The sequence below is a fragment of the Pseudomonas sp. 22085 genome (genome assembly GCF_052045815.1).
Lineage (GTDB): Bacteria > Pseudomonadota > Gammaproteobacteria > Pseudomonadales > Pseudomonadaceae > Aquipseudomonas > Aquipseudomonas glycinae.
This window is the reverse complement of record NZ_JBQEQA010000015.1, coordinates 106,047-128,887: the sequence shown is the minus strand read 5'-3', so window position 1 is coordinate 128,887 and position 22,841 is coordinate 106,047. Positions and strand designations below refer to the sequence as shown.

The following is a 22,841-nucleotide window of genomic DNA, read 5'->3' as shown; positions in this document are numbered from 1 at the left end:
TGAAATGCGCTGGACAACCCGCCCCGGCTGGCCCGGTAATCTGCTGGCCGTGGCGGCCGGTGCAATCACCACCTTCGCGCTGGCACCGTTCGATCTCTGGCCGCTGGCCTTGCTGGCAGTCGGCCTGTTCTATGCAGGCCTGCGCGAGCTGAGCCCGCGCCAGGCGCTGGGCCGTGGCTGGTGCTTCGGTTTCGGCCTGTTCGGCGCCGGCACCAGCTGGATCTATTACAGCATCCACCATTTCGGCGGCGCTTCGGTGCTGCTGGCCGGTTTCCTGATGCTGATCTTCACGGCGGCGATTGCCTGGTTCTTCGCCCTGCCCGCCTGGCTGTGGGCACGCTGGTTGCGGCGTAACGAGGCGCCGGTGGCTGACGCACTGGCGTTTGCGGCGCTGTGGGTCGGCCAGGAAGCTTTCCGTGGCTGGTTCCTCACCGGTTTCCCGTGGCTGTATTCCGGGTACAGCCAGCTTGACGGCCCACTGGCCGGACTCGCGCCAGTGGGCGGGATGTGGCTGGTGTCGTTCGTTCTCGCGCTGACCGCTGCACTGATCTACAACGCACCGCGCCTGCTGCAAACCCGCCGCAAAGTCTTCATCGCTGCCGGCCTGGTATTGCTGATCGGGCCATGGGCGGCAGGCATTGCGCTCAAGGGCCATGCCTGGACCAGCCCGGCCGGCGCGCCTCTCACCGTTGCCGCCATCCAGGGCAACGTCGCGCAAAGCATGAAATGGGACCCGGCCGAGCTCAACGCGCAGCTGGCGCTGTACCGCGACCTGAGTTTCCGCTCCAAACCGGTCGACCTGTTGATCTGGCCTGAAACCGCCGTGCCGGTGCTCAAGGAGTCCGCGGAGGGCTACCTGACCATGATGGGCAACTTCGCCGCCGAGCGTAAATCGGCGCTGATCACCGGTGTGCCGATCCGAGAAACGGTCCGTCACGAAAAACGCTTCTTCAACGGCATCACTGTGGTCGGCGAAGGCGATGGCACTTATCTCAAACAGAAGCTTGTGCCGTTCGGCGAGTACGTACCACTGCAGGACATCCTGCGCGGGCTGATCGCATTCTTCGACCTGCCGATGTCCGACTTCGCCCGTGGCCCTTCCGATCAGGCGTTATTACAGGCCAAGGGGTATCAGATCGCGCCATTCATCTGCTACGAAGTGGTTTATCCGGAATTCGCCGCTGGCCTGGCGGCACGCAGCGATCTGCTGCTGACGATCAGCAACGACACCTGGTTCGGTACCTCCATCGGCCCCCTGCAACACCTGCAAATGGCGCAGATGCGTGCACTTGAAGCCGGGCGCTGGATGATTCGCGCGACCAACAACGGCGTGACCGGGCTGATCAACCCTTTCGGGCAGATCACCGAGCGTATCCCGCAGTTCGAACAGGGCGTGCTGTACGGCGAAGTGGTGCCGATGCATGACCTCACACCGTACCTGCAATGGCGCTCGTGGCCGCTGATCATCCTGTGCGTGGTGCTGTTTGGCTGGGCGCTGATGACCAACCGGATATCCAAGACCCTCTGAAAACCCGCTCACTCCCGCGTTCAGCGCGGGAGTGATCAATCGATGCTGTCACCCCCTCGGTAGAACAGCGAATAGCCGATCTGCCCCACCGCCTCGTTCATCAACTGCCCGCTTTGCCAGATCGACTTGAATTCCGGCAGCCAGCCGCCAAACGGTCGCGCATTGTCCGTGCCGAGGAAACCGACCGGCGCCGGCACGACTTCGAACCCGGCCTGTTGATAGCTCCACACCGCACGCGGCATGTGCCAGGCCTGAGTCACCAGCACGATGCGTTTGACGCCTTCGGGCAACAGTATCCTGGCGCTGAAGGCAGCATTCTCCCACGTGGTGCGGCTCTCCCCTTCCTGCCAGCGCACCGTCACACCGAAGTCATCGCGCAACGAATCGGCCATCAGTTTGGCTTCGGTCGGCGGCGTACCGTAATGCAGGCCACCGCTGGTCAGAATCGGCAACCCCGAGGCCTTGGCCAGTCGCGCCGCGTAACGCTGCCGTTCAAGCCCGACACCGGTCGGTTGATCTTCGCCCCAGGCCAGATCGCCGCGCTCGCGACCGGAGCCCAGCACCACAATCGCATCGGCGCGTTGCGCCAGACTTGCCCATGAATCCCGCGCCAGCGGCGGCTCGCGCTCCAGGGCCTTGGCTCCCCATTGCACGACCACCGGCAGACTCATCAGCAAGAAGCCGCCAAAACCCAGGGCAAAGCACAGCCCGGCCAGTCGCGGCCGCGAACGTCGCAGCCACCAGGCGACGAGCAGCAGCAACAAGAGAACGCCTGGCGGCAACAGAAGTTGTTTAATGAAATAACGAAAAGGCATCGAGCATCTCCAAAGATGCCCGAAGCCTAAGTGGGTTGATACACCGCGACAACCAGTAGGGTCGGATCCCGTTGAAAAAGATCCGCTTTTTGACCTGCCATGCGTTTACTTGGCCTGCAGAGTCCGCACTTTGACGGCATCTCTGCCGGGTGCCTTGTCCTTGAGCCAGATGACCTTGGCCGAATGGGCAGCATCGAGCTGTTTCACTGCTTGTGACAGGTATCCGTGGGTTTCACGCTCACTGCGATCCAGATAGGCCTTGACCAGTTTGAACTCGGCGGGACTCAAGCCACGCAATTCCAGCTCCAGGGGGCGCTCGTCGCGCAGCCGGCCAGCGGTTTTTGCCGCGTCCAGGGCCATCCCCAGACGATCGATCAACCGTTCGTACAACTCGGGCTTGGTAACGTTTTTTTGCTGTGACTCCACCATCCCTCACCTCATTGAAGATAAGACTCACTCCCCAGTTAGAGCTTAGCTTCGCTGCACAAACCGGCTGCGCGCCGCGACCAACGGCCCTCGCCGCGATTTCGGCCAGTCAAACGGCTGCAATCAGGGTTTCCCTAGGCCAAGCGCGGTCATGTATGCTACGGCGCTTCCTGTAACTCCACTTCCAGCTCGTCCGACATGCCCGGGACGTCGCATTGAAGAGGATTAGGCCACCCCTATCCAGTACAAAAGTAGCCATGCACGAACAATATCAGCCCCGTGAAATCGAAGCCGCCGCCCAATCGTTCTGGGACGAGCAAAAGTCCTTTGAAGTCAGTGAACAACCAGGCAAGGAGACTTACTACTGCCTGTCGATGTTCCCTTACCCCAGCGGCAAGCTACACATGGGGCACGTGCGCAACTACACCATCGGCGACGTGATCTCCCGCTACCAGCGCATGCTTGGCAAGAACGTTCTGCAACCGATGGGTTGGGACGCCTTCGGCATGCCGGCGGAAAACGCCGCAATGAAGAACAACGTGGCCCCGGCCAAGTGGACCTACGAAAACATCGCCTACATGAAATCCCAGCTGCGCAGCCTTGGTCTGGCGGTTGACTGGTCGCGGGAAGTCACCACCTGCAAACCGGATTACTACCGCTGGGAACAATGGCTGTTCACTCGCCTGTTCGAAAAAGGCGTGATCTACCGCAAGAACGGTACCGTGAACTGGGACCCGATCGACCAGACCGTACTGGCCAACGAGCAGGTGATCGACGGTCGCGGCTGGCGTTCCGGCGCGCTGATCGAGAAACGCGAAATCCCGATGTACTACTTCAAGATCACCGCCTACGCGGATGAACTGCTGGAGAGCCTCGACGAACTGACCGGCTGGCCTGAGCAGGTCAAGACCATGCAGCGCAACTGGATCGGCAAGTCGCGCGGGATGGAAGTGCAGTTCCCGTACAACGTCGATTCGATCGGCGAAAGCGGCACCCTGAAAGTCTTCACCACACGTCCGGACACCCTGATGGGCGCGACTTATGTCGCCGTGGCTGCCGAGCACCACCTGGCTGCTCTTGCCGCGAAAAACAACCCTGAGCTGCAAGCGTTCATCGCCGAATGCAAGGGCGGCAGCGTCGCCGAAGCCGACGTCGCCACTCAAGAGAAGAAAGGCCTGCCGACCGGCCTGTTCGTCGAGCACCCGCTGACCGGCGAAAAACTGCCGGTGTGGGTCGCCAACTACGTGCTGATGCACTACGGCGACGGCGCGGTCATGGCTGTGCCGGCGCACGACGAGCGCGATTTCGAATTCGCCCACAAGTACAACCTGCCGGTCAAATCCGTGGTGCGCACCAGCTCCGGTGACACCAACCCGGCGCCCTGGCAAGACGCCTACGGCGAGCACGGCACGCTGATCAACTCCGGCGAATTCGACGGCCTGGACTTCGCTGGCGCGTTCGACGCCATGGAAGTCGCGCTGATCAAGAAAAACCTCGGCGCCTCGCGCACCCAGTTCCGCCTGCGCGACTGGGGCATCAGCCGTCAGCGCTACTGGGGCTGCCCGATCCCGATCATTCACTGCGACGCCTGCGGTGACGTGCCGGTGCCGGAAGACCAGCTGCCGGTCGTCCTGCCGGAAGACGTGGTGCCGGACGGCGCCGGTTCGCCGCTGGCGCGCATGCCCGAGTTCTACGAGTGCACCTGCCCGAAATGCGGTCAGCCTGCCAAGCGTGAAACCGACACCATGGACACCTTCGTCGAGTCGTCCTGGTACTACGCCCGTTACGCCTCGCCGCACTTCGAAGGCGGTCTGGTGGAAAAATCCGCGGCCGACCACTGGTTGCCGGTGGATCAGTACATCGGCGGCATTGAACACGCCATTCTTCACCTGCTGTACGCGCGTTTCTTCCACAAGCTGATGCGCGACGAAGGCCTGGTGAGCTCCAACGAGCCGTTCAAGAACCTGCTGACTCAAGGCATGGTGATTGCCGAGACTTACTATCGCCGCGAAGCCAACGGCGCCTACACCTGGTTCAACCCGGCGGACGTCGATCTCGAACGCGACGGCAAGGGCAACGTCACCAGCGCCAGACTGAAAACCGACGGTCTGCCGGTGGAAATCGGCGGCACCGAGAAAATGGCCAAGTCGAAGAACAACGGCGTCGACCCTCAATCGATGATCGACCAGTTCGGCGCGGACACCTGCCGCCTTTTCATGATGTTCGCCTCGCCGCCCGACATGAGCGCCGCGTGGTCCGACTCCGGCGTTGAAGGCTCGCACCGCTTCCTCAAGCGCGTCTGGCGTCTGGCTCAGGCTCACGTCACTCAGGGCCTGCCGGGCAAACTGGACATCGCCGGCCTGAACGACGAGCAGAAAGCCGTTCGTCGCGCGATCCACCAGGCCATCAAGCAGGCCAGCCACGATGTTGGCCAGAACCACAAATTCAACACCGCCATCGCCCAGGTGATGACGCTGATGAACGTGCTGGAAAAAGCAGCACAATCCACTGAACAGGATCGCGCGCTGGTTCAGGAAGGTCTGGAAGCCGTTACGCTGTTGCTGGCTCCGATCACCCCGCACATTTGCCATGAACTGTGGAATCAACTGGGCCACGCCGATCCTGTGATCGACGCCGGCTGGCCAGTGGTGGATGAAAGCGCACTCGTTCAGGACAGCCTGACACTGGTCATCCAGGTCAACGGCAAACTGCGCGGCCAGATCGAAATGCCGGCTGCCGCGACCCGTGAAGAAGTCGAAGCGGCAGCCCGCGCCAACGAGAACGTGCTGCGTTTCGTTGACGGCCTGACGATTCGCAAAGTGATCGTAGTGCCCGGGAAACTGGTCAATATCGTCGCCAGCTAATTGGATCGGGCGTCAGGTGTGCCTGACGCCCAGTAAAACCTTTCGGGCCACAGAGTCGGCCCACATGGTTTCAAGGGGAGCAACACAATGATCAAACGCAATCTGCTGGTGATGGGCCTCGCCGTCCTGTTGAGCGCCTGCGGTTTCCAGCTGCGTGGTACCGGCACCACCGAACTGACGATCAAGGAACTTGATCTGAGCGCCCGCAACGCCTACGGCGAAACCGTGACGCAACTGCGTCAGGTGCTGGAGGCCAGCGGCGTCAAGGTCGTTTCCGGTGCGCCGTACAAGCTTTACCTGTCCGATGAGCAGGAAAGCCAGCGCATCCTCAGCTACGCGGGCGCCGGTCGTACTGGCGAGTATCAGGTAAATACCGTGCTCAGCTACGACATCCGTGGCGACAAGAACCTGCTGCTCAAAAGCGACAAGCTTGAAGTGCAGAAAGTGTTCATCCACGACGGCAACAACCTGGTGGGTTCCGACCAGGAAGCCAACGATGCACGCAACGAGACACGCCGCGAGCTGGTACAGCGCATGATGCTGCGCCTGCAACAGCTGACTCCGGCTCAGCTGGATGCCCTGCAGCAGACCGCCAACGCTCGGGCCAAGGCAGAGGCCGACGCCCTCGAAGCGGCGCAGAAGGCTGAAGCGGAAACCCCGCGTCAGTCGCCGCTCGAACTGCCGCAGCAGTAAGACGTACGGGGCGCTCAGGCGCCCCGTTCGCCGTTTCTTATGAAGCTCGCTCCCGCCCAACTCGGCAAACACCTGCAAGGCGCCCTCGCGCCGGTCTACATCATCAGCGGCGATGATCCGCTGCTGTGTCAGGAGGCCGCCGACGCCATTCGCTCCGCTGCCCGTCAGCAAGGGTTCGACGAACGCCAGGTCTTCGCCGCCGACGCCAATTTCGATTGGGGCACATTGCTGCAGGCTGGCGCCAGCATGTCGCTGTTCGCCGAAAAGCGCCTGCTGGAACTGCGCCTGCCTTCCGGCAAACCCGGTGACAAGGGCGCTGCCGCACTGATCGAATACTGCTCGCGCCCGGCTGAAGACACGGTGCTTCTGATCAGTCTGCCGAAGCTCGACGGTAGCGCGCAGAAGACCAAGTGGGGCAAGGCGCTGGTCGAGGGTCAGCAGACCCAGTTCATCCAGATCTGGCCGGTGGATGCCAACCAGTTGCCGAGCTGGATTCGCCAACGCCTGTCCCAGGCCGGCTTGTCGGCCAGTCAGGACGCGGTCGAACTGATTGCCGCGCGGGTCGAAGGCAACCTGCTGGCCGCCGCGCAAGAGATCGAAAAGCTCAAGCTGATGGCCGAGGGCGGGCAGATCACCGTTGAAACCGTGCAGGCGGCTGTGGCCGACAGTGCGCGTTTCGACGTGTTCGGCCTGACCGACGCGGTGCTCAATGGCGAACCGGCCCACGCTCTGCGCATGCTCGAAGGGCTGCGCGGTGAAGGAGTCGAGCCGCCAGTGATCCTCTGGGCCCTGGCCCGGGAGTTGCGCCTGCTGGCCAACATCTCGTTGCAATACAGCCAGGGCACGCCGCTGGACAAGTGCTTCAGTCAGGCCAGGCCGCCGGTCTGGGACAAGCGTAAACCGCTGATGAGCAAGGCCCTGCAACGCTACTCGGCGCAACGCTGGGCGCAGTTGCTGCTCGAAGCCCAGCGCATCGATGCGCAAATCAAGGGCCAGGCGGCGGGCTCGCCGTGGATGAGCCTGAGCCGGTTGGCGCTGCTGATGGCCGGTCAGCGCCTGACGTTGCCTGCCGAATGAAACTCGGGATCGCGCTCTGCGATCCCGTTTTTTTACCGAGTCCATTTCCTACAGAACATCCCGCCCTCGGTCCTATAGACAGCGGCTTGAGATCGGCAGATTATCTGCCGCGCAAAACCTCACTCAACCGAGAGAATCCTCATGAGCAAAAAGCCATCGAAACATGGCCACAACAAGGCCAAATCCATCGTCGCCCAACCCCTGTTCCGCAGCCGCCAGGAACGACCCACCAAGGGTAAAGGCAGCTACCGCCGCGAAGCCTTCCAGTCTGACAGCTGGGAGGCTTCTTACTTTCTGGCCGCTTGAAGCGCAGCACCCCTTCCTCATGTTAAGGTCTGCACCTGATTTGTATTCCCTGGACCTGTGCATGCCCCTCAGTCTTTCCCGTCGTTGGCCCATTCGCCAACTGATCGCTGCCTCCAGCTTCATACTGCTCGTCGCCTGCGCGGAAAAACCCACCGCCGCCGACGCTCAACCGCTCAAGACCGTTCCCGTTACCACAGCCCCAGCGGTCATCCCGCCGGTAGTGCCGTCCGGCGACGACCTCGACCTGCAACCGACCCAGACCTTTGCCGAATGGCAGGCTGGTTTCCGCAAGGACGCTCTGGCCGCCGGCATCCGTGCCGACCTGTTCGACCGCGCCTTCGCCAATGTCAGCTTCGATGCCAGCGTGATTCGCGCCGACCGCAGCCAGCCGGAGTTCGCCCGGCCGGTCTGGGAGTACCTGGACGGTGCCCTTTCGCCGTTGCGCGTGCGCAAAGGCCAGGCCCTGATCAGCCAGTACGCCGATATCCTGCAAAGCATCGAACAGCGTTATGGCGTCGATCGCCAGGCGCTGGTGTCGGTGTGGGGGATGGAAAGCAATTTCGGCCAGTTCCAGGGCAACAAATCGGTGATCAACTCTCTGGCCACCCTGGCCTATGAAGGCCGCCGCCCGGGCTTTGCCCATGCCCAGCTGATCGCGGCACTGCAGATTCTGCAACAGGGCGACATCACGCCGGAGAAAATGCTCGGTTCCTGGGCCGGCGCCATGGGCCAGACCCAGTTCATCCCGACTACCTACAACACCCACGCCGTGGACTTCGACGGTGACGGTCGCCGCGACATCTGGGGCAGCCCGGCTGACGCATTGGCCTCCACCGCGCATTACCTGCAAAGCTCCGGCTGGCAGCGTGGCCAGCCGTGGGGCTTCGAAGTCCAGCTGCCAAGCGGTTTCAACTACACTCTGGCCGACGGCGCGATTCGTAAAAGCGTTGCTGAATGGCGGCAACTGGGCGTCATCCTGCCGAACGGTGGCCAGGTTCCAGCCGATTCCGAGCAACTTTCCGCTGCCCTGCTGCTGCCGGCCGGCTATCGCGGACCGGCGTTCCTGATCCTCGACAACTTCCGGGCGATCCTCAAGTACAACAACTCGTCGTCCTACGCACTGGCCGTCAGCCTGTTGTCCGAGCGCTTCAACGGCGCCGGCCTGATCAATGGCACCTGGCCAAAGGATGACCTGCCGCTGAGCCGCACCGAGCGGATCGAACTACAGAACCTGCTCACCGCGCGCAACTATGACGCCGGTGCGGCAGACGGGATCATCGGTGCCAATACGCGCAAGGCGATCCGCAGTGCGCAGCAGTCGTTCGGCTGGCCGGCAGATGGTTATCCGACGCACAAGCTGCTTGAAAGCCTGCGTAACCAGTAAAAGCGTCGCGGGCAAGCCCACTCCCACAGGTTTAGAGGTGATCGCAGTTCTGCGTACAACCTGAAAACCGTGGGAGCGGGCTTGCCCGCGATGACTGACTATCAGGCGATCAGTTTCTATGCCTTGATCACCACATCCTGCTCCAGCATCAATTCCTTCTTCCCCGCATCCAGTCGAACCAGCGCCCCCAACGGCAGCGTCAGGTTCGGATCACAGTGCCCGCTACGCCATCCTGACAGCACCGGAATCCGCAGCGGCTCGAAGGTCTGCTTGAGCAGGCGATTCAGCGCATCGACATCCACCCCCGCAATATCCCCGACCAACACGCCGCGCAATCGGGCCAACTTGCCCGCCAGTCGCATCTGGGTCAGCAAACGGTCGATTCGATACAGCGGCTCGTTGATGTCCTCGATGAGCAGAATCACCCCTTCGACGTCAATTTCATAAGGCGTGCCCAAGGTCGCGGCGATCATCGCCAGATTGCCTCCCTGCAAACGCCCGTGGGCAATGCCGGGCTCCACGGTGGTCAATGGATAGGCCGCCGGATGACTCAGTACGCTGCCGGCCTTCAACTGACCGCGCAGCATGGCGAAGAACGAGGTCACCGTCGGCGGTTCCTTGTCCCCCAGCAGATCGGCATTCAGCAGCGGCCCGTGAAAGGTCACGAAACCGGCATAACGACTGATGGCCAGATGCAGTGCGGTGATGTCGCTGTAACCGACGAAGGGCTTGGCATGGCGGCTCAGCAGGTCGTAGTCGATCCGGTCCAGCAACCTTGGCGTACCGTAGCCACCGCGCAGGCAAATGATCGCATCGACCTCTTCGTCAGCGAACGCCGCGTGCAGATCGTTGAGCCGCACCTCGTCGCTGCCGGCCAGATAGCCATCCTTCTCGTAGACGCCAGGGAACACCCGCAAACCGTAGCCCCGGGCGCGCATCCACTGAACGGCCTTTTCAGTGTCCAGCGTGCCGGGGCCGGCAGGCGCAATGACGCCTATCAGCCCTTCCGACGGCAGCGCGGGCACAGGCTTGTGCGGGAAAAGGGTGTGGGTTGGTCGAACGGTCATCCATGGATCTCCCTGTGTAAAGTCATGCTCACACAGTAGTCAGGAACGGCGACAAACAGAAGGGGCTCCGCCACGCCGCAGGTTGCGGGAAAAGTCAGCAACGAGTGTAGGCCAGACAAAAAAATGCCCGCCGGGCGCTAAACCCCGGCGGGCATTTTTTCATTCAGCGCTGAATCAGGAACCGAGCAGCTCGGCCTTGACCAGTTTCGCCTGCTCGTCGGCGTGGTACGAAGAACGCACCAACGGGCCCGACGCGACGTTCTTGAAGCCCATCTTGTAACCTTCCTCGGCGAACCAGGCGAAGGTGTCCGGGTGCACGAAACGCTGCACCGGCAAGTGGCTGCGGGACGGTTGCAGGTACTGGCCCAGGGTCAGCATGTCGATGTCGTGTTCGCGCATGCGCTTCATGACTTCGATGACTTCGTCGTCGGTCTCGCCCAGACCCAGCATCAGGCCGGACTTGGTCGGGATGTGCGGCATCATCTGCTTGAAGCGTTGCAGCAGGGTCAGCGACCACTGGTAGTCCGAACCCGGACGCGCAGCCTTGTACAGGCGCGGTACGGTTTCCAGGTTGTGGTTGAACACGTCCGGCGGCTCGGCTGCGGTGATTTCCAGGGCGATGTCCATGCGGCCACGGTAGTCCGGGACCAGAGTCTCGAGCTGCACGTTCGGCGACAGTTTGCGGATTTCACGGATGCAGTCGGCAAAGTGCTGGGCACCGCCGTCACGCAGGTCGTCGCGGTCAACCGAGGTGATCACCACGTACTTGAGTTTCAGGTCGGCGATGGCGATGGCCAGGCTTTCCGGCTCGTTGACGTCCAGTGGCTTCGGACGACCATGGCCAACGTCGCAGAAAGGGCAGCGACGGGTGCAGATGTCACCCATGATCATGAAGGTCGCGGTGCCGCCGGAGAAGCACTCGCCCAGGTTCGGGCAGGAGGCCTCTTCGCAGACGCTGTGCAGCTTGTGCTTGCGCAGCAGGCTCTTGATGCGATCGACTTCCGGCGAAACCGGGATGCGCACGCGGATCCAGTCGGGTTTCTTCGGCAGTTCGGTGGTCGGAATGATCTTCACCGGGATGCGTGCAACCTTCTCGGCGCCGCGCAGCTTGACGCCGGCTTCAACCTTGGGACGCGGGGCCGGGCGCTCGGTCACGTCGAGCGTCGGGATCATGGTTTGCACTGCATCAGTAGTCATATCAGTCGATTCCGCCCGTCAGGGTCGTCTGCTCAGCATAGTCGAGGTGTTTGACGAGCTGCGCGCGCAGCCGGGCACTTACCTCGGCAAATTCAATCGATCCTGCGTGCTCGCTCAGCTGGGTCATCGCCAGCCCGGCATAGCCGCAGGGATTAATCCGTCGAAACGGCTCCAGGTTCATGTCCACGTTCAGGGCCAGGCCATGAAAGGAACAACCGTGGCGAATCCGCAAACCCAGAGAAGCGATCTTCGCTCCGTCGACGTAGACGCCGGGAGCATCCGGCTTGGCCACGGCAGTGACGCCGTAGCTGGCCAACAGTTCGATCAGGCAGCGCTCCATGCGACTGACCAGATCACGCACGCCGAAACCGAGTCGACGCACATCCAGCAGCAGATAGGCTACCAACTGCCCTGGGCCATGGTAGGTCACCTGACCGCCGCGGTCGACCTGCACCACCGGAATGTCTCCCGGCAGCAACAGGTGCTCGGCCTTGCCGGCCTGGCCCTGGGTGAACACCGGCGGATGTTCAACCAGCCAGATTTCGTCCGGGGCCGCGGTGCCACGCTCGTTGGTAAAACGTTGCATGGCCTGCCAGACCGGCTCGTAAGCCATCTGGCCAAGCTCGCGAAAGCCCAGCGTGCCCGGCATCACAGCACCATGTGCACGAAACCGGTGGCCCGCAGTTCGCTGTTGATGTTGTACAGCTGATCCTGGTCGGTCGCGACGATGTGCAACTGGATGGTGGTGTACTTGCCGTTGCTGCTTTGACGCTCGTCGACACGCTCATCGTTGATACTGGCGTGTTTCTTGACGATGTCGATGATCTTGTCTTTGTTGCCGACGCCCGTATCGCTGATCACCTTAACCGGATAATCAACCTGGGGAAATTCGATCTTTGGCGCCTTTACTTCGGTGTCGGTCATGGCGTAACGGCCTCGTAAGCGTAAGCCCGGTAACGAACAAGGCCCCGCTCCGGATCGGAACGGGGCCATGCAGGTCAACTCGAATCAGTTGAACAAGCCGTAGAAGAATAGACGGATGCTATCCCACATGCGGCGGAAGATACCACCCTCCTCGACAGCGTCCAGGGCGATCAGGTCGGCGCTGTGCACCACCTTGTCGTCCAGTTTCACTTCGACTTTACCGATCACGTCGCCCTTGGCGATTGGCGCGGTCAGTTGCGGGTTCATGGTCATGCTGGCAGCGAGCTTCTTCAGCTGGCCTTTCGGCAGGGTCATGGTCAGGTCCTGTGCCAGACCAGCCTTGACCTGGCTGGTGGTACCTTTCCAGACCGGAGCCTGAGCCAGTTCGGTGCCCTTCTGGTAGAAGGTCTGGGTTTCGAAGAAGCGGAAACCGTAGGTCAGCAGCTTCTGGGTTTCGGCGGCGCGAGCCACTTCGCTGTTGGTGCCGAACACCACGGCGATCAGGCGCATGCCGTCACGTACGGCCGAAGACACCATGCAGTAGCCGGCCTCGTCGGTGTGGCCGGTTTTCAGACCGTCGACGGTCTTGTCGCGCCACAGCAGCAGGTTGCGGTTAGGCTGTTTGATGCCGTTCCAGAAGAACTCTTTCTGCGAGTAGATCGCGTAGTGAGCCGGATCTTCGTGGATGATCGCGCGCGCCAGGATCGCCATGTCGTGAGCCGACGAGTAGTGCTCGGGGTTCGGCAGACCGGTCGGGTTCATGAAGTGGGTATTGGTCATGCCCAGATCGGCGACGGTCTTGTTCATCAGGTCGGCGAAGGCGTCTTCGCTGCCGGCGATGTGTTCAGCCACCGCGACGCTGGCGTCGTTGCCGGACTGGATGATGATGCCGTGAAGCAGGTCGCTGACAGTGACCTGCGAGCCGACCTTGATGAACATCCGCGAACCGCCGGTGCGCCAGGCGTTTTCGCTGACGGTCACCGGGTCGTTTTCACCGATCTGGCCGCGACGGATTTCCAGCGTGGCGATGTACGCGGTCATCAGTTTGGTCAGGCTGGCCGGCGGCAGACGCTGATCACCGTTGTTCTCCACCAGCACGTTGCCGCTGTTGGCATCCATGAGCACGTAGGATTTGGCGGCCAGTTGTGGTGGCGACGGCATCATCTCGGCCGCGAAGGCGGCTGGCGAGAGGAGCAGCGGGACTAGCAGACACAGGCGTTTGGCAAAGGTGGTGATGTTCATCCGTCTCTCGAAATCGCTAATGGAAACTGTCCTGGCGGACAAAATTTAATCAGATGTCTTTCAGGCTTTGCCCGAAACCTGCCTGCGCGACGATCATGCTGCGTTAAAAACAGATTCGGAATGCTCATGTAGGTCCCCTACACTCCGCTTCCTCACCTGTTTTTGCCTTGCCTGATCGCCGCTCGGCGAGCTTTCGAGCAAACCCTACGAGCATCGCGTGTTCAGTTGCTCACTCCAGTCACCCTTGCCGGGCTTTTGTTCTTCGACGAGCCAACAACCTGGTTCACCCCCCAATCGCTGGTGAACCGTCAATCAAGTCCTACGTTTACTCGGTGACCACACTTGGCGAACCCAGGTTGGCCAGGCGCACGCTGTTCTGTACCTGGGCAATTTCACCCGGCGAACCGATCGGTCCCAGGCGAACCCGGTGCAGGGTCTGCTGATTGCGCACGATCGAGCTGATGAACACCGGAGCGCTCACCATCCCGCTGAGCTTCGACCTCAGGAGTTCTGCAGCGTCCGGGTTGGCGAACGCGCCCACCTGCAGATACTGGCCAGATGCTGGTGCAGAAGCGTTTTTTTTTGCATCGAGCTGGACTGGCACGACGGCCGCGGCGTGTTGCTGCGGCGGCGGAGTCCATTGCTCGACGGTGCCGGCCGAGGCCGTGATCACCGGGGCGCTATTCTGCGCGACTTGCGGCTCGTTGAGCATCAATGGCGCCGGACGGCCCTTGGCGGCCCACCATTGCTGCGGGTCGATGCCTTCGACCTTGACCCGCGCGGTGCCGATTTCGGCATAACCGAGCTTTTTGGCGGCGGCGTAGGAAAGGTCAATGATCCGGTCCGAGTAGAACGGCCCGCGGTCGTTGACCCGCAGGATCACGCTCCTGTTGTTGTCCAGGTTGGTCACCCGAACGTAACTCGGCAGCGGTAATGTCTTGTGGGCGGCACTCATGCCATAAAGGTCGTAGACCTCGCCGTTGGCGGTGTTCTGACCATGAAACTTGGTGCCGTACCAGGACGCGGTGCCGGAGGCCACGTAGGTCTTGGACTCCTGCAGCGGGAAATAGGTCTTGCCCAGCACCGTGTAGGGGTTGGCCTTGTACGGGCCGGTGTGCAGGGTCGGCGTTGCATCGGGGATGCGCGACACATCGACGTCCCACCACGGCGCGCCATCCTTGTGGGCCCGGTTGATGTCCAGGCCCGGCTGCGAACGTACGGCGGTGGTCGGCTTCTGACTTGGCGAACGGCTGGTCGAACAACTGGCGACCAGCACCGCCAACGCAGCGAAAGCCACCAGCTTCAGGGGTTTATTGATAGGCAATGCCCGCATTACTTGACGCCCCGTGCTTGTACCAGCTGTTCAGACAGTTGATGTACGGCCATGGCGTACATCACGCTGCGGTTATAACGCGTGATCGCGTAGAAATTCTTCAGGCCCATCCAGTATTCCGGACCATTGTCGCCTTCCAGGCGGAATGCGGTGACCGGCATGTCATCGCGCAGCGCATCATGACTCGACCAGCCCAGCGCTCGCAACTCCCCGACGGTTTTCGTCGGCTCGATGCCGGTGGTCAGGCCTTCATCCACCTGCTCACCGCGCACATCCGCACGACTGACCACCGGCTCGCCGGCGACCCAGCCGTGACGCTTGAAATAGCTGGCGACGCTGCCGATCGCATCATCCGGGTTGTTCCAGATATTGATGTGGCCGTCACCGTCGAAATCCACCGCGTAGGCGCGAAAGCTGCTCGGCATGAACTGCGGCAGGCCCATCGCGCCGGCATAGGACCCCTTGAGGGTCAGCGGGTCGACCTGCTCCTCGCGCGCCAGCAGCAGGAACTCACGCAGCTCCTTGCGGAAAAATTCGGCACGGGGAGGATAGTCGAAACCCAGCGTGGACAAGGCATCGATCACCCGGTAATTGCCGGTATTACGTCCGAAAAAGGTCTCAACGCCGATGATCGACACGATCACCTGGGCCGGAACGCCGTATTCCTGCTCGGCGCGGGCCAGAGTCGCCTCGTGCTGGCGCCAGAAGTCCACACCGCGGGCGATGCGTGCGTCGGTGATGAACATCGGCCGGTATTCTTTCCACTGCTTGACCCGTTCGGCGGGTTTGGAAATGGCGTCGAGAATCGCCTGTTTGCGCTGGGCCTCGCGGAACACGGCCATCAGCTGTTCGCCGGCGAAACCGTAATCGCGGGTCATTTCACCGACGAATTCGGCCACCTGGGGCGAGCCTTCGTAATCGCCGGCCAACGCTTCCTGCGCGCTGCCAAGGATGCCTACCAGGCCGAGCCACGGTGCGTATCGTGTCGCCCAGTCACGCATTACTTGCATTGAACTCTTCACCTTATTCAAACCTGTGCGATCCACTTGCGATGGGTATGGATCGACATCAAAACCCCAAACGCTGACAGCAGCGTCACCAGCGAAGTTCCGCCGTAGCTAATGAACGGCAACGGCACCCCCACCACCGGCAACAGGCCACTGACCATACCGATGTTGACGAAAACATAAACAAAAAACGTCATGGTCAGTGCGCCAGCCAACAGTTTGCCGAACAGCGTTTGCGCCTGGGCGGTAATCACCAGGCCACGACCGATCAGCAACAGATAGATCAGCAGCAATGCGCAAATGCCCACCAGGCCGAACTCTTCGCCGAGTACGGCAATGATGAAGTCGGTGTGGCTTTCCGGCAGGAAGTCCAGGTGCGACTGGGTGCCCAGCAGCCAGCCCTTGCCGAACACGCCACCGGAACCGATGGCGGCTTTCGACTGGATGATGTTCCAGCCGGTGCCCAACGGATCGCTTTCCGGGTCGAGGAACGTCAGGATCCGCTGTTTCTGGTAGTCGTGCATGATGAAGAACCACATCGCAACCGACACCGGAATCGCCGCCGCCAGCACGCTGAGAATCCAGCGCCAGCGCAATCCACCCATGAAAAGCACGAAGGCGCCACCGGCCAGAATCAGCAGCGAAGTGCCGAGATCCGGCTGACGCACGATCAGGGCGAACGGCACACCGATCAGCAGCAGACTGATACCGACGTGTTTGAGCTGCGGCGGCAGCGTACGTTTGGACAGGTACCAGGCGATGGTCGCCGGCATCAGGATCTTCATGAATTCCGAGGGCTGGAAGCGAATCACCCCGGGGATGTTGATCCAGCGGGTCGCACCCATTGCGTTGTGGCCCATGATGTCCACCACCATCAGCAACACCACGCCGATCACGTAGCCAAGCGGCACCCAGCGCGCCATGAACCTTGGTTCGAACTGGGCGATGACGATCATCGACACCAGACCGATGCCAAACGATGTGGCCTGTTTGGCCAGCAAGTCCCAGCTCTTGCCGCTGGCCGAATACAGCACGAACAGGCTGCCGGCCGCGAGAATCAACAACAGCACCAGCAACGGGCCGTCGATATGCAGACGTTGCAACAGCGTCGCCCGGCGACGCATCACATCCTCGCTGGAGAGCATGCGATCGAAATTATTCATCACGGGCCGTAGCCTCCGCACTGATAGGGCTGGCGTATTCGGCCTTCAACCGTCCGTCCTGATCCAGCAGCCAGGCATCCATGACCTGCCGCACCACCGGTGCCGCGACGCCGGAACCGGACTCACCGTTCTCGACCATCACCGACACCACGATCTTCGGGTCATCCGCCGGCGCGAAACCGACAAACAGGGCGTGGTCGCGGTGGCGCTCCTGAACCTTGGAACGGTCGTATTTCTCGCCCTGTTTGATCGCCACAACCTGCGCCGTACCCGACTTGCCGGCGATCCGGTATTGCGCGCCGATCGAAGCCTTGCGCGCGGTGCCGCGGGCACCGTGCATTACCTGCTGCATGCCGTGGTTGACCTTGTTCCAGTCGGACGGGTCGCGCAGGATGATGTCCGGCATCGGGTTTTCATCCTTGGGCTTCTCGCCTTCGATGGTCTTGGCCAGATGCGGGCGGTTCCACACGCCCTTGTTGGCCACCAGCGCCGTGGCCTGGGCCAGTTGCAGCGGGGTCGATTGCATGTAGCCCTGGCCGATCCCGAGAATCAGGGTTTCGCCGGGGAACCACGCCTGACGCCGGGTCGCGCGTTTCCACTCGCGGGACGGCATCAGGCCGGGGGATTCTTCGAACATGTCCAGCGAGACCTTCTGGCCGATGCCGAACTTGTTCATGTAGGCCGACAACCGGTCGATGCCCAGCTTGTGTGCCAGGTCATAGAAGTAGGTGTCGTTGGACCGCATGATCGCCGTGTCGAGGTCGACGAAGCCGTCCCCGGTGCGGTTCCAGTTGCGGTACTTGTGATCGTAGTTGGGCAGCATGTAGTAACCGGGGTCGAACACCCGGCTCGACGCCGTCACCACGCCCGCATCGAGACCGGCAATCGCCACCGCCGGCTTGATCGTCGAACCCGGCGGGTACAGACCGCGCAGCACGCGGTTGAACAGCGGCCGGTCGATCGAATCGCGCAGCTCGGCGTAGGCCTTGAAGCTGATGCCGGTGACGAACAGGTTCGGGTCGAAGCTCGGCTGGCTGACCATCGCCAGCACTTCGCCGGTTTTCGGATCGAGCGCCACCACCGCGCCACGCCGACCGCCCAGCGCAGCCTCGGCAGCTTCCTGCAACTTGATGTCGAGGCTCAGGACAATGTCCTTGCCTGGCACCGGATCGGTACGCTTGAGCACGCGCAGGACGCGGCCACGGGCGTTGGTCTCGACCTCTTCGTAACCCACCTGACCGTGCAGCTCGGCTTCATAGAAGCGCTCGATGCCGGTCTTGCCGATGTGGTGGGTGCCGCTGTAGTTGACCGGATCGAGGGTCTTCAGCTCTTTCTCGTTGATCCGCCCCATATAGCCCACCGAGTGCGCGAAATGTGCGCCCTGCGGGTAATGACGCACCAACTGCGCGACCACCTCGACGCCCGGCAGACGGAACTGGTTCACCGCGATCCGGGCGATCTGCTCTTCGGTCAGTTCGAACAGGATCGGCACCGGCTCGAACGGCCGGCGGCCCTGGCGCATGCGTTTCTCGAAGATCACCCGGTCTTCCGGCGTCAGTTCCAGCACTTCGACGATCACGTCGAGCACCTGCTGCCAGTCGCCGGAGCGCTCGCGGGTCATGCTCAGGCTGAAGCTCGGACGGTTGTCCGCCACCACCACACCGTTGCGGTCGAAAATCAGGCCACGGGTCGGCGGGATCGGCTGGACATGCACCCGATTGTTTTCCGACAGAGTCGAGTGATATTCGTACTGAATCACCTGCAGGTAATACAGCCGCGCAATCAGCACGCAGATCAGCGCCACCACCGCAATTGCACCGAACACGACGCGACCACGCACCAGACGGGCGTCTTTTTCGTGGTCCTTGATGCGGATCGGCTGAGACATGAGGGCGGATTACTTGTGGTAAGGGTGGCCGGACAGCACGGTCCAGGCACGATACAACTGCTCGCCGATGAGGATGCGCACCAGCGGGTGCGGCAACGTCAGCGGCGACAGCGACCAGCGCTGATCCGCGCGGGCACAGACTTCCGGCGCCAGCCCTTCCGGGCCACCGACCATGAAGTTGACCGTGCGCGAGTCCAGGCGCCAGCGATCGAGTTCGACCGCCAGTTGCTCGGTGCTCCACGGCTTGCCATGGACCTCGAGGGTGACGATCCGCTCGTTCTGCCCGACCTTGGCCAGCATGGCTTCGCCTTCCTGACGGATGAAGCGGGCCACGTCGGCGTTCTTGCCACGGGTATTGAGCGGAATTTCCACCAGTTCCAGCGCCAGCTCGGACGGAAGACGCTTGGCATACTCATGCCAGCCTTCTTCCACCCACTTGGGCATGCGTGAACCGACGGCGATCAGTCGCAGTCGCACAGCAATCCCTTACAGCTGGTCTTTGTTGAGCTTGGTGAAATGCTCGTGGGTGTTTTCCGGGCTGTGGTGCTTGGCGTCCGCCGCACGGCTCTGCTCGGCACCGGCCCACAGGCGTTCCAGGTCGTAGAACTGACGTGCCGAGGCAGTCATCATGTGCACGATCACCAGGTCCAGGTCCAGCAGCACCCAGTCGCTGTCGCCCTTGCCTTCTTCGCCCAGCGGCCTGGCGCCCTGCTTTTTCACTTCTTCGCGAACCTTGTCCAGCATCGCGTTGATCTGGCGGTTGGAGGTACCGGTGGCGATGATCATGTAGTCGGTGATGCTCTGCTTGTCGCGCACATCAATGATCTGGATGTCCTGGGCCTTGACGTCTTCCAGGGCTGCAACGGCCACCTTGACCAGTTCGTCGCCCTTCAGCGGTTCGTTGGTGTTGACCGGTTCTGGCAGCGGGGCGCTCTTGAATGTGCCTTTGCGCTTTACTTTGGTTTGGTCTTTGTCAGTCATATAAAACTCGTTTTGCTCATATTTTCGGCGGCTTGGCGACACGTGGATTCGTATCAGTGAAGCACGCCTTGTTCAGTTCGACGCACGGTACAGACCGTGCGCATCGATGTAGGCCAGGACCGCGTCGGGCACCAGGAAACGTACCGACTTACCGCTGGCCAGCAGTTGACGGATCTGGGTGGCGGAAACCGCGAGCGGTGTCTGCCAGACGAATGCAATCTGTCCGCTCGGCCCCTTCAGGGCCAGCGGGTCGCTCACCGAACGCGCTGCCAGCAGGTTGCGCAAGGCATCCGGCGGTTCGCTGTCGGCGTCCGGGCGCTGTAGCACCAGGATGTGGCAATGCTGGAGCAACTCTTCCCAGCGATGCCAAGTGGGCAGGCCGCAAAATGCGTCCCAACCCAGAAGCAGAAAAACCTGGGTCTCGGCGGCCATTTCTGCCCGCAGCGACTCCAGGGTATCGATGGTCCAGGACGGCTTGTCCCGCTGCAATTCGCGGGCGTCCACCACCAGCGGAGGCACACCGGCCACCGCACATTCAACCATTGCCAGCCGATCCTGCGCCGACACTTGCGGCGTATCGCGGTGCGGCGGCCGGGCGCTGGGCATCATGCGCAGCTCATCGAGCCCCAGCGCTTCGGCAACTTCCAGCGCACCACGTAGATGGCCGACATGCACCGGATCGAACGTCCCGCCCAGCACACCAATGCGCCGGGGACGGGATTGCTCGCCGGGTTTCGGCGCTTTCAGGTCGAGGTCGGACAAGTCAGACCGTCGCCTGGCCGCGTAACTGGCCATCACCGACCACGATGTACTTCTCGCAGGTCAGTCCTTCGAGGCCCACCGGGCCACGGGCGTGCAGCTTATCAGTAGAAATGCCGATCTCGGCACCCAATCCGTATTCGAATCCGTCGGCGAAGCAGGTCGGGGTGTTGATCATCACCGATGCCGAGTCGACCTGAGCCACGAACTGGCGGGTGTCGGCGAGGTTTTCGCTGACGATCGAGTCGGTGTGATGGGAGCCGAAACGGTTGATGTGCTCGATGGCCTGATCCAGGCCATCCACCACGCGGATCGACAGGATCGGCGCCAGATATTCGGTGCTCCAGTCTTCTTCGGTCGCCGCTACGGCTTCGATGATCGCCCGGGTGCGTTCGCAGCCACGCAGCTCGACGCCTTTGTCGCGGAACTGTCTGGCCATCGACGGCAGGAAATCCTTCGCCACACGTTGATCGACCAGCAACGTTTCCATCGCACCGCAGATGCCATAGCGATAGGTCTTGGCGTTGAAGGCAATGCGCTGGGCTTTCGGCAGGTCGGCGTGTTCACTGACATAGACGTGGCAGATGCCGTCCAGATGCTTGATTACCGGTACACGGGCGTCACGACTGATGCGTTCGATCAGGCCACGGCCACCGCGCGGCACGATCACATCGACGTACTCGGGCATGGTGATCAGCGCGCCAACGGCGGCGCGGTCGGTGGTTTCCACCACTTGCACCACGGCGGCCGGCAGTTCGGCTTCGGCCAGCCCGCGCTGGATGCAGGCGGCAATCGCGCGGTTGGAATGAATCGCTTCGGAACCGCCGCGCAGGATGGTCGCGTTGCCAGACTTCAGGCACAGGCTCGCAGCGTCAATGGTCACGTTGGGACGGGATTCGTAGATGATCCCGATCACGCCCAGCGGCACGCGCATCTTGCCGACCTGAATGCCCGACGGACGGAAGCTCATATCACGGATAGCACCGACCGGATCCGGCAGCGCTGCGACCTGACGCAGGCCGACGATCATGCCGTCGATGCGCGCCGGGGTCAGTTCCAGACGTTCCAGCAGCGCCGGCTCCAGACCGTTGGCGCGACCGGCGGCCAGATCCTGTTCATTGGCTGCCGCAAGCTCGGCGCGGGCGGCGTCCAGGGCATTGGCGGCAGCCAGCAGGGCGCGGTTTTTCTGCGCGGTGCTGGCACGGCCGATGACGCGGGAGGCTTCGCGGGCGGCGCGACCCAATCGGGTCATGTAGTCAAGAACGGACTCAGTCATGGTCTGCTGGGGTCTTGGCAAAGAGGAAAGCGGCAGATTATAGCTGTCGCGTCCCGGGACTAACAGCGGTGACGGGCGGATGGTCGAAATGGACCACGATTTGCCGACGTTCAGCCGGGATTAAGCCTTGAATTGTTATCATCACGACCTCCTCCGCCTGGATAAACCCTGTTTGCCATGTCCAACCTGACCGTTCGCGCCACCTCCACGCGCCAGCCTGTCGGCCTTGCGGACGCTTTTTTTGACCGTGACGCCCAGACACTGGCCCGCGATCTGCTCGGCAAAGTCATTCGCCACCGCGTCGGCGATTTGTGGCTCAGCGCCCGAATCATCGAAACCGAGGCCTATTACTGCGAGGAAAAAGGCAGTCACGCGTCCCTCGGCTACACAGAAAAGCGTAAGGCTTTGTTTCTGGATGGCGGCCACATCTATATGTACTACGCCCGTGGTGGCGATTCGCTGAACTTCAGCGCCCAAGGCCCCGGTAATGCGGTGTTGATCAAATCGGCCTATCCGTGGGTCGACGAGATCAGCGGCCCGGCCAGCCTGGCGCAGATGCTGTTGAACAATCCCGATGCTCAGGGTCGCCCGCGTCCCACGCAGAAGCTCTGCGCCGGACAGACCTTATTGTGCAAGGCGCTGGGACTGAAAGTGCCGGTGTGGGATGCCAAGCGCTTCGACCACGAAATTCTGCTGGTGGAAGACACCGGCCCTGTGCCAACCCACGTGATCCAGACCACCCGCCTGGGCATTCCCCATGGCCGTGACGAACACTTGATGTATCGCTTCGTCGATGCCGCCTATGCCCAGTGGTGCACGCGGAACCCGCTGCGCCGGGGTCAGGTCGAAGGTCGCGATTATTTTCTGCTGTGAATGCACACCCTGCGGCTCGCCGTTCAGGGACATCAATG

The 22,841-nt window shown here is 62.0% G+C and carries 22 protein-coding genes; 7 read left to right on the top strand and 15 right to left on the bottom strand.

The features are described from left to right. Window positions 1–4: 4 nt before the first annotated feature. The gene (lnt, locus tag ACTJK7_RS19505) at window positions 5–1,528 is read left to right on the top strand and encodes an apolipoprotein N-acyltransferase (RefSeq protein WP_064382171.1); all 1,524 of its coding nucleotides are present in this window, start codon (window positions 5–7) and stop codon (window positions 1,526–1,528) included. A 35-nt stretch (window positions 1,529–1,563) separates the two neighbouring features. Here lnt and ACTJK7_RS19500 read toward each other — a convergent pair whose 3' ends face one another. Beyond that, window positions 1,564–2,343 carry a YdcF family protein gene (locus ACTJK7_RS19500; protein ID WP_108563330.1) on the bottom strand — a complete coding sequence of 260 codons (780 nt, stop codon included), beginning with the start codon at window positions 2,341–2,343 and terminating at the stop codon, window positions 1,564–1,566. A 105-nt stretch (window positions 2,344–2,448) separates the two neighbouring features. Then, window positions 2,449–2,772: a hypothetical protein gene (locus ACTJK7_RS19495; RefSeq protein WP_039771843.1), complete on the bottom strand. Its 324-nt coding sequence runs from the start codon at window positions 2,770–2,772 to the stop codon at window positions 2,449–2,451. A gap of 254 nt (window positions 2,773–3,026) precedes the next feature. Between ACTJK7_RS19495 and leuS the strand changes: the two genes are divergently transcribed. The 5 genes from leuS to ACTJK7_RS19470 all read left to right on the top strand — a co-directional run bounded on the left by leuS (window position 3,027) and on the right by ACTJK7_RS19470 (window position 9,093). Continuing rightward, complete coding sequence (gene leuS, locus ACTJK7_RS19490) at window positions 3,027–5,633, top strand: leucine--tRNA ligase (protein ID WP_197870060.1); 2,607 nt, start codon at window positions 3,027–3,029, stop codon at window positions 5,631–5,633. An 87-nt stretch (window positions 5,634–5,720) separates the two neighbouring features. Further along, on the top strand, window positions 5,721–6,326 hold the full coding sequence (locus tag ACTJK7_RS19485) for an LPS-assembly lipoprotein LptE (protein ID WP_064382174.1): 606 nt from the start codon (window positions 5,721–5,723) through the stop codon (window positions 6,324–6,326). Window positions 6,327–6,365: 39 nt separating this feature from the next. After that, window positions 6,366–7,403, top strand: a complete 1,038-nt coding sequence (gene holA, locus ACTJK7_RS19480; RefSeq protein ID WP_085655002.1) for a DNA polymerase III subunit delta — start codon at window positions 6,366–6,368, stop codon at window positions 7,401–7,403. A gap of 141 nt (window positions 7,404–7,544) precedes the next feature. Next, on the top strand, window positions 7,545–7,709 hold the full coding sequence (gene arfA / locus ACTJK7_RS19475) for an alternative ribosome rescue factor ArfA (protein WP_007958672.1): 165 nt from the start codon (window positions 7,545–7,547) through the stop codon (window positions 7,707–7,709). Window positions 7,710–7,770: 61 nt separating this feature from the next. Further along, window positions 7,771–9,093: a lytic murein transglycosylase gene (locus tag ACTJK7_RS19470; RefSeq protein WP_108563332.1), complete on the top strand. Its 1,323-nt coding sequence runs from the start codon at window positions 7,771–7,773 to the stop codon at window positions 9,091–9,093. 116 nt (window positions 9,094–9,209) lie between these two features. Here ACTJK7_RS19470 and ACTJK7_RS19465 read toward each other — a convergent pair whose 3' ends face one another. From ACTJK7_RS19465 to ACTJK7_RS19405, 13 genes are all read right to left on the bottom strand, one after another. After that, complete coding sequence (locus tag ACTJK7_RS19465; RefSeq protein ID WP_108563333.1) at window positions 9,210–10,160, bottom strand: S66 peptidase family protein; 951 nt, start codon at window positions 10,158–10,160, stop codon at window positions 9,210–9,212. A gap of 174 nt (window positions 10,161–10,334) precedes the next feature. Beyond that, the gene (lipA, locus tag ACTJK7_RS19460) at window positions 10,335–11,333 is read right to left on the bottom strand and encodes a lipoyl synthase (RefSeq protein ID WP_162130488.1); all 999 of its coding nucleotides are present in this window, start codon (window positions 11,331–11,333) and stop codon (window positions 10,335–10,337) included. A gap of 25 nt (window positions 11,334–11,358) precedes the next feature. Further along, window positions 11,359–12,006 (bottom strand): lipoyl(octanoyl) transferase LipB, encoded by a 648-nt coding sequence (gene lipB / locus ACTJK7_RS19455; protein ID WP_108563334.1) that lies wholly within the window; start codon window positions 12,004–12,006, stop codon window positions 11,359–11,361. Next, on the bottom strand, window positions 12,006–12,281 hold the full coding sequence (locus tag ACTJK7_RS19450) for a DUF493 domain-containing protein (protein WP_064382178.1): 276 nt from the start codon (window positions 12,279–12,281) through the stop codon (window positions 12,006–12,008). Before ACTJK7_RS19450 ends, lipB begins: the two co-directional genes overlap by 1 nt. Window positions 12,282–12,365: 84 nt before the next feature. Continuing rightward, window positions 12,366–13,523, bottom strand: coding sequence for a D-alanyl-D-alanine carboxypeptidase family protein (locus ACTJK7_RS19445; protein WP_011336095.1), 1,158 nt, complete (start codon window positions 13,521–13,523; stop codon window positions 12,366–12,368). 325 nt (window positions 13,524–13,848) lie between these two features. Further along, window positions 13,849–14,856, bottom strand: a complete 1,008-nt coding sequence (locus tag ACTJK7_RS19440) for a septal ring lytic transglycosylase RlpA family protein (protein ID WP_064382179.1) — start codon at window positions 14,854–14,856, stop codon at window positions 13,849–13,851. Continuing rightward, window positions 14,856–15,866, bottom strand: coding sequence for a lytic murein transglycosylase B (gene mltB, locus ACTJK7_RS19435; protein ID WP_007958658.1), 1,011 nt, complete (start codon window positions 15,864–15,866; stop codon window positions 14,856–14,858). The genes ACTJK7_RS19440 and mltB overlap by 1 nt, the downstream gene beginning before the upstream one ends. A gap of 17 nt (window positions 15,867–15,883) precedes the next feature. Then, window positions 15,884–16,987, bottom strand: a complete 1,104-nt coding sequence (rodA, locus tag ACTJK7_RS19430; protein WP_050761190.1) for a rod shape-determining protein RodA — start codon at window positions 16,985–16,987, stop codon at window positions 15,884–15,886. Between the two features lie 31 nt (window positions 16,988–17,018). Beyond that, entirely contained in the window at window positions 17,019–18,914 is a 1,896-nt protein-coding gene (gene mrdA, locus ACTJK7_RS19425; protein WP_011336099.1) for a penicillin-binding protein 2, read from the bottom strand. 9 nt (window positions 18,915–18,923) lie between these two features. Then, on the bottom strand, window positions 18,924–19,391 hold the full coding sequence (rlmH, locus tag ACTJK7_RS19420) for a 23S rRNA (pseudouridine(1915)-N(3))-methyltransferase RlmH (protein ID WP_009051038.1): 468 nt from the start codon (window positions 19,389–19,391) through the stop codon (window positions 18,924–18,926). 9 nt (window positions 19,392–19,400) lie between these two features. After that, window positions 19,401–19,895: a ribosome silencing factor gene (gene rsfS / locus ACTJK7_RS19415; protein ID WP_064382180.1), complete on the bottom strand. Its 495-nt coding sequence runs from the start codon at window positions 19,893–19,895 to the stop codon at window positions 19,401–19,403. A 72-nt stretch (window positions 19,896–19,967) separates the two neighbouring features. Continuing rightward, window positions 19,968–20,690 carry a nicotinate-nucleotide adenylyltransferase gene (nadD, locus tag ACTJK7_RS19410; protein WP_064382181.1) on the bottom strand — a complete coding sequence of 241 codons (723 nt, stop codon included), beginning with the start codon at window positions 20,688–20,690 and terminating at the stop codon, window positions 19,968–19,970. Continuing rightward, entirely contained in the window at window positions 20,659–21,930 is a 1,272-nt protein-coding gene (locus ACTJK7_RS19405; RefSeq protein WP_064382182.1) for a glutamate-5-semialdehyde dehydrogenase, read from the bottom strand. Before ACTJK7_RS19405 ends, nadD begins: the two co-directional genes overlap by 32 nt. A 177-nt stretch (window positions 21,931–22,107) precedes the next feature. Between ACTJK7_RS19405 and ACTJK7_RS19400 the strand changes: the two genes are divergently transcribed. After that, a complete protein-coding gene (locus tag ACTJK7_RS19400) occupies window positions 22,108–22,803 on the top strand; it encodes a DNA-3-methyladenine glycosylase (protein WP_108563337.1) in 696 nt (231 codons plus the stop codon). Window positions 22,804–22,841: the final 38 nt, after the last annotated feature.

Coding starts and splice junctions, on each gene's coding strand:
- lnt (WP_064382171.1), top strand. CDS start 5: ATGCGCTGGACAACCCGCCCCGGCTGGCCCGGTAATCTGCTGGCCGTG.
- ACTJK7_RS19500 (WP_108563330.1), bottom strand. CDS start 2,343: ATGCCTTTTCGTTATTTCATTAAACAACTTCTGTTGCCGCCAGGCGTT.
- ACTJK7_RS19495 (WP_039771843.1), bottom strand. CDS start 2,772: ATGGTGGAGTCACAGCAAAAAAACGTTACCAAGCCCGAGTTGTACGAA.
- leuS (WP_197870060.1), top strand. CDS start 3,027: ATGCACGAACAATATCAGCCCCGTGAAATCGAAGCCGCCGCCCAATCG.
- ACTJK7_RS19485 (WP_064382174.1), top strand. CDS start 5,721: ATGATCAAACGCAATCTGCTGGTGATGGGCCTCGCCGTCCTGTTGAGC.
- holA (WP_085655002.1), top strand. CDS start 6,366: ATGAAGCTCGCTCCCGCCCAACTCGGCAAACACCTGCAAGGCGCCCTC.
- arfA (WP_007958672.1), top strand. CDS start 7,545: ATGAGCAAAAAGCCATCGAAACATGGCCACAACAAGGCCAAATCCATC.
- ACTJK7_RS19470 (WP_108563332.1), top strand. CDS start 7,771: ATGCCCCTCAGTCTTTCCCGTCGTTGGCCCATTCGCCAACTGATCGCT.
- ACTJK7_RS19465 (WP_108563333.1), bottom strand. CDS start 10,160: ATGACCGTTCGACCAACCCACACCCTTTTCCCGCACAAGCCTGTGCCC.
- lipA (WP_162130488.1), bottom strand. CDS start 11,333: ATGATCCCGACGCTCGACGTGACCGAGCGCCCGGCCCCGCGTCCCAAG.
- lipB (WP_108563334.1), bottom strand. CDS start 12,006: ATGCCGGGCACGCTGGGCTTTCGCGAGCTTGGCCAGATGGCTTACGAG.
- ACTJK7_RS19450 (WP_064382178.1), bottom strand. CDS start 12,281: ATGACCGACACCGAAGTAAAGGCGCCAAAGATCGAATTTCCCCAGGTT.
- ACTJK7_RS19445 (WP_011336095.1), bottom strand. CDS start 13,523: ATGAACATCACCACCTTTGCCAAACGCCTGTGTCTGCTAGTCCCGCTG.
- ACTJK7_RS19440 (WP_064382179.1), bottom strand. CDS start 14,856: ATGCGGGCATTGCCTATCAATAAACCCCTGAAGCTGGTGGCTTTCGCT.
- mltB (WP_007958658.1), bottom strand. CDS start 15,866: ATGCAAGTAATGCGTGACTGGGCGACACGATACGCACCGTGGCTCGGC.
- rodA (WP_050761190.1), bottom strand. CDS start 16,987: ATGCGTCGCCGGGCGACGCTGTTGCAACGTCTGCATATCGACGGCCCG.
- mrdA (WP_011336099.1), bottom strand. CDS start 18,914: ATGTCTCAGCCGATCCGCATCAAGGACCACGAAAAAGACGCCCGTCTG.
- rsfS (WP_064382180.1), bottom strand. CDS start 19,895: ATGACTGACAAAGACCAAACCAAAGTAAAGCGCAAAGGCACATTCAAG.
- nadD (WP_064382181.1), bottom strand. CDS start 20,690: ATGGCCAGTTACGCGGCCAGGCGACGGTCTGACTTGTCCGACCTCGAC.
- ACTJK7_RS19405 (WP_064382182.1), bottom strand. CDS start 21,930: ATGACTGAGTCCGTTCTTGACTACATGACCCGATTGGGTCGCGCCGCC.
- ACTJK7_RS19400 (WP_108563337.1), top strand. CDS start 22,108: ATGTCCAACCTGACCGTTCGCGCCACCTCCACGCGCCAGCCTGTCGGC.